The organism is Pseudarthrobacter sp. AB1, from assembly GCF_014926485.1.
In the GTDB taxonomy this organism is placed as follows: Bacteria; Actinomycetota; Actinomycetes; order Actinomycetales; family Micrococcaceae; genus Arthrobacter.
The window spans coordinates 62,774-75,516 of sequence record NZ_PZKO01000055.1 but is presented as its reverse complement, the minus strand read 5'-3'; the positions used below and the strand labels follow the sequence as shown (position 1 = coordinate 75,516).

Below are 12,743 nucleotides of genomic sequence, written 5' to 3'. Positions count from 1 at the left end.
CCACATGTGCCACGACTGCGTGGCCGGAGGCCCTTCGGGGGCCAGCCGCCGCTCCTTTGCCCGCTTCCTCGCCGCCGGAGCGGGGCTGACCGTCCTGGCAGCCTGCACGCCGGAGGCGTCGGCCGGGGTGCCGCCGTCGTCGTCCTCCGCTGCCCCGGCGGTGACCTCCCAGGTCCCATCCCCGGTCGCGGCCCCCTCGGTGGAAAGCACGACGGCGGCAGTTAAGCCGCCGCCGCAGGCTCCCGTGCCGCCGTCGGCAACTCTCCCCGGTCAGTTCTCGCTGACGGATCCGGCCAGTCCGTGGCTGGTGGTCAACAAGCACCGTCCGCTGTCGCCGGCGGACTACGTTCCGGCGGATCTGGTCCAGCCCAACGTCCGGCTGGCTGTTTCGGGCGAGGCGGCCCTGTTGAACAGCACGACGGCTGCTGCCGCGGAAGCGATGTTCGCCGCCGCCGCGCAGGACGGCGTGAGCATAACGCTGGCGAGCGGCTACCGCTCGTATGGCACCCAGGTGGCCACGTACAACGGCTATGTGGCCACCCGAGGCCAGGCCGATGCCGACACCGCCAGCGCAAGGCCCGGCTACTCCGAACACCAGAGCGGCTGGTCCTTTGACATCGGCGACGGCGGCGGGGCATGCGGCTTCCAGCCATGCTTCGCGGACCAGCCCGCGGCGGTGTGGGCGAAGGCGAACGGCCACCGCTTCGGATTTGTGGTGCGGTACCCGTGGATGTTCCACCCGGTCACCGGCTACTACTACGAGCCGTGGCACCTACGGTATATCGGAGTGGACGCTGCCACCGACATGGCGGCCCGGGGCATCAGCACCGTGGAGGAGTACTTCGGGGTGGATGCGGCGCCGGGGTACCCCTGACCACCGTGGTGGTGTGTTGCAGGCGCGTCATCCCCTGTTAACGGCGATGCGCTAGCTTGGTACTCATGCTGACAGGATTCAAGAATTTCATTATGAAGGGCAATGTCGTTGACCTTGCCGTAGCAGTTGTGATGGGTGCCGCATTCAGCTCCGTCGTGACCTCTATCGTCCAGGGCCTGCTGACGCCCCTGATCGGACGTCTGTTCAGTGCCAAGGGCGTTGAAGAGATGCAGTGGGAGGGATTCATGTATGGGTCCGTCATCTCCTCCATCATTTCTTTCGTACTGGTGGCCGCCTCCATCTACTTCGTGGTGGTACTTCCCATGAACCACATGATCGAGCTCCGTAACCGCCGCCTCGGCATCAGCCCCGATGTGAAGGAAGAGGCTGCGGAAGATCCGCAGATCGCGCTTCTGACCGAAATCCGGGACTCGCTGCAAAGCCGAACCCAGTAACTTCACGGCAACCATCTGTGGCCCGCTTCCTGAAGGAGGCGGGCCACACTTTGTTGTCTTGGATCAGTTGCTCAGCGGTCAGTCGGTGACCAGCTCGAGCGCGAGTTCTGTGCGGACCACGTGGACGAGACGCTCGGCGATGGCCTCAGCCGTCGCTTCATCGGCAGCTTCCACCATGACGCGCACTACAGGCTCAGTTCCAGACGGACGGAGCAGGACGCGTCCGGTGTCGCCCAGTTCAGCTTCGGCCTCGGCCACGGCCGCTGCAAGCACCTCGGAGCTGTGCACGCGGCTGCGGTCTACGCCCTTGACGTTGATAAGTACCTGCGGGAGCTTGGTCATCACGGTGGCCAACTCCTTGAGCGGCTTGCCCGTCAGGGCGATCTGCGCGGCAATCTGAAGCCCGGTGAGGACGCCGTCGCCTGTGGTGGCGTAGTCAGCGAAGATCACGTGGCCGGACTGCTCCCCGCCGAGGTTGAAGCCGCCGTCGCGCATGCCCTCCAGAACGTAGCGGTCCCCCACTGCCGTTTCGCGGATGCTGATGCCTGCCTCGCGGAGGGCAATCTTGAGGCCGAGGTTGCTCATGACGGTAGCCACCAGGACGTCGTCGGTGAGCTTGCCCGAGGCTTTGAGGGCGACGGCCAGGATCGCCATGATCTGGTCACCGTCCACTTCGGTGCCTTCGTGGTCGACGGCGAGGCAGCGGTCGGCGTCGCCGTCGTGGGCGATGCCGAGGTCGGCTCCGTGCTTCAGCACGGCGGCTTTGAGCGGACCGAGATGGGTGGAGCCCACGCCGTCGTTGATGTTGTGGCCGTCCGGCTCGGCGCCGATCACGATGACGTCGGCGCCGGCGTCCTTGAAGACCTGGGGTGAGCAGCCGCTGGCGGCGCCGTGGGCGCAGTCCAGCACTACCTTCAGCCCGTCCAGGCGGTGCGGGAGGGTGCCCAGGAGGTGCACGATGTAGCGGTCCTCGGCGTCGGAGAAGCGCTGGATCCTGCCGACATCACTGCCGACGGGACGCTCCGGCTCTTTGCCCATCTGCTCCTCGATGGCGTTCTCCACGTCATCAGGGAGTTTCTGGCCACCGCGGGCGAAGAACTTGATGCCGTTATCCGGGGCAGGATTATGCGAGGCCGAGATCATGACGCCGAAATCGGCGTCAAGGTCTGCCACGAGGTAGGCCGCGGCGGGCGTCGGGAGAACACCGGCGTCGTAGACATCAATACCGGAACTGGACAGCCCTGCCTCGACTGCGGCGGCGATGAATTCCCCGCTGGCGCGGGGGTCGCGCGCCACCACGGCGCGGGGCCGGGCGCCGTTGGTATTGCGGTCATGACCAAGCACGACGGCGGCCGCCTGGGCCAGGTTCATCGCCAGCTCGGCAGTCAACAGGCCGTTAGCCAGGCCCCGGACACCATCTGTTCCAAATAATCTAGACATCGTGGACAAGTCTAGAGGATGGACACGCGCGGGCTTGAACCGACTGGTCAGCGTGACGCCGTCTTTGCTTGGCGGGAGCACAGCATTAAAGGCAGAAGCCCGCCCCACCAACAGTGGGACGGGCTTCTGCGTAAGCGGGTTTAGCGCTTGGAGTACTGCTGAGCCTTACGGGCCTTCTTGAGACCGGCCTTCTTACGCTCGATGACGCGGGCGTCGCGGCGCAGGTAACCGGCCTTCTTCAGGGTGGCGCGGTTGTTCTCGGTGTCGATCTCGTTCAATGAACGGGCGATGCCGAGGCGCAGGGCGCCGGCCTGGCCGGAGATGCCACCACCGTGGATGCGGGCAATGACGTCGTACGCGCCATCAAGATCGAGGATCTTGAAGGGCTCGTTGACGTCCTGCTGGTGCAGCTTGTTCGGGAAGTAGTTATCCAGCGCGCGGCCGTTGATGGTCCACTTGCCGGTGCCGGGGACGATGCGCACGCGGGCAACAGCTTCCTTGCGGCGGCCAACTGCGGCGCCGGCGACGGTCAGTGCCGGGCGCTCCTTCTTGGGCGCTTCTGCTTCTGCAGGACCGCTCTCCGAGGTGTAGCTGGTCGGGTTTTCCTCAGCCACAACGGCCTCGGTGGTCTCTTCGTTCTGAGCCACGATTCTCCTTGTATAGATAAGTTGTTTGGTGGCCAGGACTACTGGGCGACCTGGGAAATTTCGAACGTCTTGGGCTGCTGGGCGGCGTGCGGGTGCTCTGCACCGCGGTACACCTTCAGTTTGCCCAGCTGCTGTGCAGCGAGGGAGTTCTTAGGGAGCATGCCCTTGATGGCCTTCTCAACGGCGCGGACCGGGTTGGATTCCAGGAGTTCCGCGTAGTTGACGGAGGTCAGGCCGCCCGGGTAGCCGGAGTGGCGGTATGCGCGCTTCTGCTCCAGCTTGGCGCCGGTCAGGGCAACCTTCTCAGCGTTGATGATGATGACGAAGTCGCCCATGTCCATATGGGACGCAAAGGTGGCCTTGTGCTTGCCGCGCAGCAGGATTGCGGTCTGGCTCGCAAGACGACCAAGGACAACGTCTGTGGCGTCAATGACGTGCCACTGGCGGTTGATATCGCCGGGCTTCGGGGTGTACGTACGCACGGTTTTTGCCTCGTTCTTGTTCTGGCGTTCTTGTTTAGGTGTCACTCAAGCGTGTGCACCTACTATCTATGCGCTACCGGAACAGAGGTGAGGGCTCTATGTAACCAGTAATCCTGAGGTCCCGAATGTGCTCGTTGAGTAGTCATCCTGCAACCGGATTCTCAAGCGGGCACGCATCATCGAGAAAGGACACGCACAACGACTACCAATGTTAGCTTGAACCTGGCCTCAGGGTCAAAATGGGGTAGCCGGACACCCATGAGTAATTCCGCCGGCCCGACATAACAGGGGATGCAGTGACTACTTGGGGCGACGCTGGCTTAGCAGAACCACTTTTTGTGGCCGTCATCGGCCTGATAGGACTCATCGCCTCACCGTTGGCTGAGCTGCTTATCGCAAAGATGCTCCCCCGTGTCGGCCCGATGCCCGGTTGGGGAGCAAGGATCACGACGGCGGCGATCACCGGAGCCCTCAGCGGAGCCTTCGCACTCCGTGTGGGCGCCGACCCCGCACTGCCGGCCTTTGTACTTTTCGTCATTTTGGGTGTGCAACTGGCTCGAATTGACATCTCGCTGCATTTGCTGCCGGATCCGCTGGTTCTTTTGCTGCTAACAGGATGCCTTTTCTTACTTCTAGGGGCCGCCTTGAGCGGGGGACCCTGGTCCAGCCTCGCTCGCGCACTGGCCGGGACCGCAATTCTTTTCGTCATTTACCTGGCTCTGGCGTTAATTTCGCCAGCAGGCCTGGGAATGGGCGACGTTAAGCTCGCCGCACCCGTAGGCCTCTACTTGGGGTACCTAGGCTGGAGCCAACTCCTTTATGGCGGACTGCTGGGGTTCGTTCTCAATGGCGTTGTCACTGTTGTAGTGGTAGCGCGAAAGCGCAAAGAACGTACAGCAGAGGTGGCTCATGGGCCGTCAATGATCGGCGCCGCCGTGGGTATCGGGCTTTTGTTTTCCTAGTCCTGGAATCGGACACGACCCCAAGGCCAGGCTGCCCAGAGCAGCAATCCAAGTAGCAGCGCCTCCAACCGTCTGAGTAGTCGCGTACGGTTCCGAGTACGCGCTGAAAATACCAGGAAAAAAGTCGAGTACTACTACGCATTGTTGCGCTGAACGTCCGAATGCCAATCTCGTCTTAGCGAAGTCCAGCAAGCGCTAAGAAGTATGGGGCAGCTGGAAATTCGTTGAAATCAATTCACATCAAATTTCACCGAATCTAAGGAAAATAAAATGACTTCTCTCATGGTCTCAATGACTGCTTTCATCGCCGGCATCAAGGATCGCCTCGCTTCCGAAAAGGGCGCGACGATGGTTGAGTACGGCATCATGGTGGCTCTAATCGCGGTCATCGTCCTCGCAGCCGTCGGTCCGCTCGGCACCGCCATTCACGATATGTTCGTCGGCGTCACCGGCGCGCTCTAACCAAAAGCCTCGTTGGCCGGCTCTGCTAGCTCTTTGGCTCCAGAGCCGGCCAACTCCTTTTGAAGAAAAAGGGAGTCCAGAACTCTATTTAGTGGCATCGGGCCCGGGGAGACGGTTGTGCAACCGAAACAGAAAGAACGCGGCGCGGTAGCCGTGGAAATGGCTATGATTTTGCCGCTACTGCTTCTCATAGTTATGGGAACTATCGAATTCGGCCGGGTCCTTAATGTCCAAATCTCTATGACCCAGGCAGCACGTGAAGGCGCGCGATACGCAGCCATTCATTACAAGGACTCGAACTTGGATGTAAGAGCAGCGACGCTCGCTGCAGCGCCGTCACTCGCGGGTCTGCCCGTCGGGGTTACCCACAATGCTGGCAGCTGTACTAGTGGTGCCAACGTCACAGTCACGACCAAGGTGTCGCTGCCTTCCCTCTCCGGCTTTCTGGACGCCGGCTTTTTTGGGTCTCCTGGGATGTTTCCCATGACCCTCACCGGAAAAGGAGTCATGAGATGCGGCGGTTAGATCAGGTTCGGGCTCAATACGGGCATGGAGCGAAGGCCGAAAATTCCCAGCGGGGCGCCGCGAGCGTTATCGTGGCCATTCTTTTGGTGGTCCTCCTGGGCTTCTCGGCGTTGGCCGTCGATGTTGGTGCCATGTACGCGGAGAAAGCCCAGCTGCAAAACGGCGCGGATTCCGCCGCCCTGGCTGTGGCGAACCAATGCGCCAAGGGCGCTTGTGGCAACAGCACTGCGACAGGGCAGCTGTTTGCCAACAGCAACGCCAACGACGGCGCGAGCGGAGCCACCGTAACATTTCCCAGCGCCACCACCGTTCGAGTCGTAACCAAGGCCAGGGCAGCCGGCGCAACCGCGGACGGATTTTCCCTGTTCTTCGCCCGCGTAATGGGGTTCAACACCACCCAGATTGGCGCGACTGCCCAAGCCAAATGGGGGGCGCCTTCTGCAGCTACCACCCTGCCCTGGACATTCAGCGAGTGTGTTTTCAAGAAATACCTCAGCGCTACCCAACTCAATGAATTCAATTCGACCGGAACCTTCACGGGAAGTCCTACACCCACACACATTCTGCTCCGCTACGACACGAATGCCCCAGCGTACCCCGGCTGCGCCTCACAAAACGGCTACATGCCTGGTGGATTTGGTTGGCTGGATACGGACACAGGGTGCTCCACGGATGTCAATGTTGCAAACGCCGAAGTCGGCAGCAATCCGGGCAACGACCTACCCGCAGCTTGCCGCGATATGCCGGCCACCATAAAAGACTCACCGGTCCTCATCCCTGTCTACACATCTGCCGTTCAGAACGGTCAGAAGACAACTTATACGCTCAAGGGCTTCCTAGCGTTCCAGGTTACCGGTTATAAATTCGGCGGAGCCGTCCAAAGCCTCGACCCACTCGCCCCAGCCTGTAACGGCAACTGCCGCGGCATCCAGGGCTACTTCACCCGCTTTGTCTCCCTCCAGGAAGGGCTGACCACAACGAGCGGGACGCCCAACTACGGAGGCTCCGTAGTTTCACTCACTGAGTAGACACTGGCCTTATCCGCCGAACCGATGTACACAACTTTGGAAGGAGCAAGAAAGTGAAATCTCGCCTGCTGGGAGGCATTGCCGCACTATTGCTAGCAATCACCGGGACCATACTGCTGGCCGTTTACGTCCAGGCAGCCGATAGCAGGGCAGCCCAAGGGCTGAACCCTGTGAAAGTACTCGTCGCGAAGGAACACATTCCCGCCGGCACGAAAGTGGAGGATCTGGCCAGCAAGCTGAAGCTGGAGTCCCTGCCACAGTCAGCCGTACCGGCTGCCGCCCTGGAGAGCCTCGACGGCCACGCCGGCAAAGTCACATCCGCCAGCTTGGAGCCCGACGAACAGTTGCTGGCCGCCAAACTGTTGGATCCCAAGGAACTGGTTCCCGGGACTGTGCCGGTGCCGGATGGGCTGGAGGAAGTAACTTTCCTGCTGGCCCCGGAACGAATCCTGGGCGGCAGGCTCGAAGCCGGAGATGTCGTAACTGTTTACGGCTCTTTCAAGACTGAGGATGGAATTCCGGCTGACGCCAACGTGCCGGCGGAGGTCAAAGGTTGGAAGCAATCCACTGGTCTGCTCTTCCACGACGTTCTGGTGACAGCTGTCCAAAAGGCCGCCCCGGAAACAGCCAACTCGGGCTCTAATGGCTCCTCCGCCGATTCCGCGGTTGCCATGCCTAACGGCTCCGCTTTTGTCACCGTGGCAAGGAGCGATGCAGACGCCGCGAAAATGGTCTTTGGCGCTGAATTCGGAACACTGTGGCTCGCCAAGCAGACCGCCACGAGCACCAAATCGCAGCCTCCGGTCACTACCTTTGGTGGGCTGTACTGATGAGCCGGTTTGTTGCTATCACCGGGGTCCGCGACTTCGAATCCCGGGTGCGCCAAGCAGTATCCACCGCGCTACATGGCGAGCTGCAAACCCTGTCCCCGGAGGTTTTGTTCGGGGGGCCCGATGATGTCTTGGGACAGCTCACCGGCGCAGCGCCAGAAGTGCTGATCCTCGGTCCTGGAGTCAACGCGGAAGATGCACTCAAGCTGGCAACAGTGTTTGATCTGCAATTCCCCGAGATCAGTCTGCTCCTTGTCGCAGAGCCAACACCCGAGCTCGTTCTTCGTGCGATGCATTCCGGGATCCGCGATGTGGTCACCCCTGAAATTGAGACAAACGAGCTTCGTGTTCTTTTGGAGCGTGCCTGCTTGGCATACGCCAGCCGCCGCCGAGGGATGGCACTGCCCACGGATCCTGGTCAAGAGCGGGGCCGCGTAATAGCCGTCATGTCGCCCAAAGGAGGTGTAGGTAAGACCACCGTTGCAACGAACCTGGCGATCGGTTTGGGCAAAGTGGCGCCGATGAGCGTGGTGATCGTTGATCTTGACCTGCAGTTTGGCGATGTTGCATCAGGATTGTTGCTCGAACCCGAGCATTCGATCACGGACGCCGTTCACGGAACAGCCTCGCAGGACTCGATGGTCCTCAAAGCGTTCTTGACCGTGCACCCCGCGGGAATCTATGCTCTCTGCGCCCCAAGGACCCCCGCGGAATCGGATTACATTACAGGGGAGCATGTGAGCCGGCTCCTTGACCAGTTGGCAAGCGAATTCAAATACGTCATTGTGGACACCGCGCCGGGCCTGGGCGAGCACGTGCTGGCAACGTTGGAGCGGGCTACCGATGGGGTGTGGGTGTGCGGCATGGACGTTCCGAGCGTGCGCGGGTTGCACAAGTGCTTCGGGGTTCTGAGGGAGCTGCAATTACTGCCGCAGGGCCGTCATACAATCCTTAATTTCGCGGACCGTAAAAGCGGACTGTCGGTCCAGGACGTAGAGGCCACCATAGGAGTCCCCGTGGACGCAATAATTCCACGGTCAAGGACCCTGCCCTTCTCCACCAACCGGGGCGTACCCGTCCTCCAAGCATCCACCAGGGATGCGGCTTCGAAGGGGCTGAAAAAACTAGTGGACCGGTTCGACCCAGAGTGGGTAGCTTCCTCTCGCAATAAATTGCACCGAAGGGTGGTTGTGTCATGAAACTTTCAGATCGGCTCGCCAAGTCACAGAGCACTTCCACCCCCGCAATTGACACAAGCCACGGCTTACAGGCTGTACCCGAGCCAGCCATTCCACCTTCCCCGCCGGAAGCCTCCGGTTACGCTTCGGCAAGCCCGCCGCTGGCTCCGCTCTCCCTTGGGGGCATTCCCGTTGCCACACCCACCGACGCCCTCGCCGGGCTCAAGCAACGAGCCGCCCTGGCCCTGTTCCAGCGGCTGGGAACACGCTTCGGAGACACAACCTCTTCGGAGGAAGAACTGCGCGCTATAGCGGTTGACGAACTTTCGGCGGTCATCGACGAGGAGCAGGTACCGCTGTCCCCCGAGGAACGGCGCAGGCTCATCCGGGAAATCGCAGACGAGGTCATGGGATTCGGCCCACTCCAGCGGCTGCTCGAAGACCCTTCGGTCACTGAGATCATGGTCAACAAGTTTGATCAGATCTACATAGAACGTAACGGCCGTTTGTCTCTAACGGGATCGCAGTTCAGTTCCGACGACCACCTGCGCAAGGTTATCGAACGGATCGTTTCCAAAGTAGGCCGACGCATTGATGAATCGTCGCCGCTGGTGGACGCCCGGCTCGAAGACGGTTCGCGCGTGAATGCCATCATTCCGCCCTTGGCTGTAAATGGCCCATCACTGACGATCAGGAAGTTCAGCAAGGTTCCGCTGACAGTAAAAAATCTCATTGACTGGGGCTCGCTGACCCCCGAAATGGCTGAACTGCTGAGCGCCTGTGTTCGGGCCCGGCTTAACGTCATAGTCTCCGGCGGAACCGGCACGGGTAAAACTACCCTCCTGAACGTGCTCTCGTCGTTCATCCCCGAGGATGACCGCATTGTCACCATAGAGGACGCGGTGGAGCTTCAGCTTCAGCAAGAGCATGTAGTCCGGTTAGAAAGCCGCCCTCCCAACATTGAAGGGAAAGGCGCCGTGGGCATCCGGGAGCTCGTCCGGAATTCGCTACGTATGCGGCCTGACCGGATCATTGTGGGGGAAGTACGCGGCGGCGAGTCCCTGGACATGTTGCAGGCAATGAACACTGGTCACGACGGATCACTGTCCACCGTCCACGCGAACTCGCCACGGGATGCCATCGCCCGGCTTGAGACGCTTGTGCTCATGGCCGGGATGGACCTTCCGCTGCGTGCTATCCGTGAGCAAGTCTCCTCGGCCGTGGACCTCATTATCCAAGTCACCAGGCTGAGGGACGGTAGCCGGCGGGTTACGCACGTTACAGAGGTGCAAGGAATGGAGGGTGACATTGTCACACTGCAGGATGCATTCCTCTTCGACTACTCAGCAGGCGTTGATCAGCACGGAAGATTCCTCGGCAAGCCGATCCCCACGGGTATTCGGCCGCGGTTTCTGGACAGGTTCGCGGACCTTGGCATAGCTATTCCCCCTGCTATCTTCGGTACGCCGATTTCAGTGGGGAGGGGGTAGCAGTGGACTCACCGGCTCTTTTTGTCGCGGCAGTCGCGTTATGCTTCGGTGCCCTCCTTGTCCTTGTCCTTGTTGTCCTTAAGCCTCGCTTCACTCCAATTCCCGTGGAACGCCGTCGACCCCATGGCGGTCCGGATAGAACTGCGCTAGGCCGGGCCTCGGAGTCGGCGACAAAATTGATGGGCGGATTCCTCGGCAAATCCGGGGGTCCCTATAACCAGGACCTGCTCTACAACGCGGGCGTAAAGCTGACCCCGGCCGAATTCTCGGTTTTGGTGGCCACTGCTGCCTTTTTGGTCGGGTTGCTTGGCGGGCTGCTTAGTAGCCCGCTTATCGGAACGATGCTGGCGCTTGCCACCCCGCTGGGAGCACGTATGGTCTTGGCATTCCGCCGGGACAAGCGACGTGGCCAGTTCGACGCCCAACTATCGGGCACCATTCAAGTGCTCATCGGCGGACTCCGCGTGGGCCACAGCGTGATGCGCACCATTGAGGCCGCCGCTCACGAATCCGACGCACCCACCTCCGAAGAACTCAACAGAATTGTCAACGAAACCCGGATCGGCAAGGACGCCCGGGAGGCCATCGAGGACGCCGCAAATCGGATGGACAGCGAAGATTTCAGGTGGATCGGCCAAGCTATCCAGATCAACCGAGAAGTTGGCGGTGACCTCGCGGAGGTGCTGGAACAGGTGGCGGGTACAATCCGGGAGCGCAGCGAAATCAAGGGCCATGTGAGATCCCTGAGCGCTGAAGGCAAAATGTCGGCCTACATCCTGATGGCTTTACCTGTCGGTGTCGCGATGTTCGTCAGCATGATCAATCCCGGCTACTTGAATGTATTCGTAGAAAAACCCATTGGTCACGTGATGATGGTCGTCAGTATCCTGATGTTCGCCATTGGTGGTTTTTGGATGAGCCGCATCATCAAGATCAAGTTCTGAGGACCCGCCATGACTACACTCGCTTGGATAATCATCGCTACAGTAGTTCTCCCCCTCACATACTTCGCGTGGTCCCTGGTGACCCTCGACCGCGGAGGGGCCTTGGCGGTTCAGAGCAACCTCGCCCGCGGATTCAACCTGGGCGCCGCCAGCTCCGCTCAACGTCCACCAGTTCTCCTCGGAATCTCCAAACGGCTTACCCCTGGAAGCTACGAAGCGAAACTCGATCGCTGGCTGTCGATGGCCGGGCGCCCAACCTCCATGCCGCTGGCAAAGCTGATCGTGGCCAAACCACTACTGGCATTTGCCGGCGCGGTGGCAGGAATCCTGCTCCTGGCGAACTCGTTCACATCCGCGAATATAGCCCTCGCTGTTTTTATTACCTCGTTGTCGTACTTCCTGCCCGATCTGCTGGTATACAACAAAGGCATAAAGCGGCAAGAGGCCATAGAACTTGAATTGCCCAACACGCTGGACCAGATGCTGATTTCCGTGGAGGCGGGACTGGGGTTTGAATCCGCTATGGCCCGGGCAGGGTCCTCCGGCGATGGTCCATTAGCCCAAGAACTAATGCGCACGCTACAGGACATACAGGTGGGCCGGCCGAGACAGGAAGCCTACGAAGCTTTGGCGGATCGATCTTCGGTCCCGGACTTGCGAGGTTTTGTGCGGGCTGTAATACAGGCTGATAAGTACGGAATTGGTATCGCGAAGGTCCTCCGGACCCAAGCAAAGGACGCTCGGGTGAAGCGTCGCCAGCGAGCAGAAGAAAAGGCCATGAAGCTTCCAGTAAAGGTACTCTTTCCGCTAATTTTCTTTATTTTCCCCGTGCTGTTCATCGTCCTGCTCGGGCCTGCAGCGATCAACATTATCGAGGCCCTCTCGTAGGCGTGCTGCGACCTACAGCTGTGGCAGAACAGTAAGCGCGCCAATCGGCGCCCCAAATGCCGGACCCCCTCGGAACCCAGAACCGAGGGGGTCCGTTTGTGTGCCCAGGTATTGCCTATCCACGCCTGAGCGCAGTATTCCGCGAGTGAATACGCAGGAAACGCGCAGCCGGAGAAGTCTTTGCGCAGGAAGCTACAAGTTCTCATCAGCATGGCGTCAAGCGTTGCTAGTTTCGTATCTGAGCTGGTGCAGGGCCAGCCAACCGAACTCGCTCAGGAGTCCAAATGCTTTCTCTCCACACCAACCTCATGATCCGCCTTCGCAGTGAAGAAAAGGGTGCCACCGCCGTCGAATACGGCATCATGGTCGCACTTATCGCTGTCGCCATCATCGTCGCCGTCACCCTTCTTGGAACCACCCTCACAGACATGTTCAATAGCACCGCCTGCAGCGTCAAGGGCGGCACTATGTCCACAGCCACGGCAACGGCGGCCGCCGCCTGCTCCAAGTAGTAGGGCACAGCCATAAGAATGGCGGC

The 12,743-nt window shown here is 60.5% G+C and carries 15 protein-coding genes; 12 read left to right on the top strand and 3 right to left on the bottom strand.

All coding sequences use genetic code 11. The features are described 5' to 3' along the window. Positions 1 to 4: 4 nt before the first annotated feature. Together DAD99_RS14150 and mscL are read left to right on the top strand one after the other, a co-directional pair. Complete coding sequence (locus DAD99_RS14150) at positions 5 to 874, top strand: D-alanyl-D-alanine carboxypeptidase family protein (RefSeq protein ID WP_193342039.1); 870 nt, start codon at positions 5 to 7, stop codon at positions 872 to 874. Positions 875 to 939: 65 nt separating this feature from the next. Further along, complete coding sequence (mscL, locus tag DAD99_RS14145) at positions 940 to 1,329, top strand: large conductance mechanosensitive channel protein MscL (RefSeq protein ID WP_193342038.1); 390 nt, start codon at positions 940 to 942, stop codon at positions 1,327 to 1,329. 78 nt (positions 1,330 to 1,407) lie between these two features. Here the strand turns inward: mscL and glmM are convergent, their stop codons facing one another. The 3 genes from glmM to rplM form a co-directional block, all read right to left on the bottom strand. After that, positions 1,408 to 2,769: a phosphoglucosamine mutase gene (gene glmM, locus DAD99_RS14140; protein ID WP_193342037.1), complete on the bottom strand. Its 1,362-nt coding sequence runs from the start codon at positions 2,767 to 2,769 to the stop codon at positions 1,408 to 1,410. A gap of 140 nt (positions 2,770 to 2,909) precedes the next feature. Continuing rightward, positions 2,910 to 3,416: a 30S ribosomal protein S9 gene (gene rpsI, locus DAD99_RS14135; protein ID WP_056344277.1), complete on the bottom strand. Its 507-nt coding sequence runs from the start codon at positions 3,414 to 3,416 to the stop codon at positions 2,910 to 2,912. A 38-nt stretch (positions 3,417 to 3,454) separates the two neighbouring features. Continuing rightward, on the bottom strand, positions 3,455 to 3,898 hold the full coding sequence (rplM, locus tag DAD99_RS14130) for a 50S ribosomal protein L13 (RefSeq protein WP_058931751.1): 444 nt from the start codon (positions 3,896 to 3,898) through the stop codon (positions 3,455 to 3,457). Between the two features lie 296 nt (positions 3,899 to 4,194). Between rplM and DAD99_RS14125 the strand changes: the two genes are divergently transcribed. The 10 genes from DAD99_RS14125 (at position 4,195) to DAD99_RS14080 (ending at position 12,717) form a co-directional block, all read left to right on the top strand. Beyond that, positions 4,195 to 4,860 carry a prepilin peptidase gene (locus DAD99_RS14125; protein WP_309233275.1) on the top strand — a complete coding sequence of 222 codons (666 nt, stop codon included), beginning with the start codon at positions 4,195 to 4,197 and terminating at the stop codon, positions 4,858 to 4,860. A 270-nt stretch (positions 4,861 to 5,130) separates the two neighbouring features. Beyond that, positions 5,131 to 5,322, top strand: coding sequence for a Flp family type IVb pilin (locus DAD99_RS14120; protein ID WP_193342036.1), 192 nt, complete (start codon positions 5,131 to 5,133; stop codon positions 5,320 to 5,322). Positions 5,323 to 5,439: 117 nt separating this feature from the next. Then, the gene (locus DAD99_RS14115; protein WP_193342035.1) at positions 5,440 to 5,847 is read left to right on the top strand and encodes a TadE/TadG family type IV pilus assembly protein; all 408 of its coding nucleotides are present in this window, start codon (positions 5,440 to 5,442) and stop codon (positions 5,845 to 5,847) included. Beyond that, a complete protein-coding gene (locus DAD99_RS14110) occupies positions 5,835 to 6,875 on the top strand; it encodes a TadE/TadG family type IV pilus assembly protein (protein WP_193342034.1) in 1,041 nt (346 codons plus the stop codon). Before DAD99_RS14115 ends, DAD99_RS14110 begins: the two co-directional genes overlap by 13 nt. A 53-nt stretch (positions 6,876 to 6,928) precedes the next feature. After that, positions 6,929 to 7,705 (top strand): Flp pilus assembly protein CpaB, encoded by a 777-nt coding sequence (locus DAD99_RS14105; protein ID WP_185261196.1) that lies wholly within the window; start codon positions 6,929 to 6,931, stop codon positions 7,703 to 7,705. After that, positions 7,705 to 8,904 carry an AAA family ATPase gene (locus DAD99_RS14100; RefSeq protein WP_185261197.1) on the top strand — a complete coding sequence of 400 codons (1,200 nt, stop codon included), beginning with the start codon at positions 7,705 to 7,707 and terminating at the stop codon, positions 8,902 to 8,904. The genes DAD99_RS14105 and DAD99_RS14100 overlap by 1 nt, the downstream gene beginning before the upstream one ends. Then, entirely contained in the window at positions 8,901 to 10,373 is a 1,473-nt protein-coding gene (locus DAD99_RS14095; protein ID WP_185261198.1) for a CpaF family protein, read from the top strand. Before DAD99_RS14100 ends, DAD99_RS14095 begins: the two co-directional genes overlap by 4 nt. 179 nt (positions 10,374 to 10,552) lie before the next feature. Next, on the top strand, positions 10,553 to 11,317 hold the full coding sequence (locus DAD99_RS14090) for a type II secretion system F family protein (protein ID WP_227008030.1): 765 nt from the start codon (positions 10,553 to 10,555) through the stop codon (positions 11,315 to 11,317). 9 nt (positions 11,318 to 11,326) lie between these two features. Then, complete coding sequence (locus tag DAD99_RS14085) at positions 11,327 to 12,205, top strand: type II secretion system F family protein (protein ID WP_193342032.1); 879 nt, start codon at positions 11,327 to 11,329, stop codon at positions 12,203 to 12,205. Positions 12,206 to 12,489: 284 nt separating this feature from the next. Beyond that, on the top strand, positions 12,490 to 12,717 hold the full coding sequence (locus DAD99_RS14080) for a Flp family type IVb pilin (RefSeq protein WP_193342031.1): 228 nt from the start codon (positions 12,490 to 12,492) through the stop codon (positions 12,715 to 12,717). Positions 12,718 to 12,743: the final 26 nt, after the last annotated feature.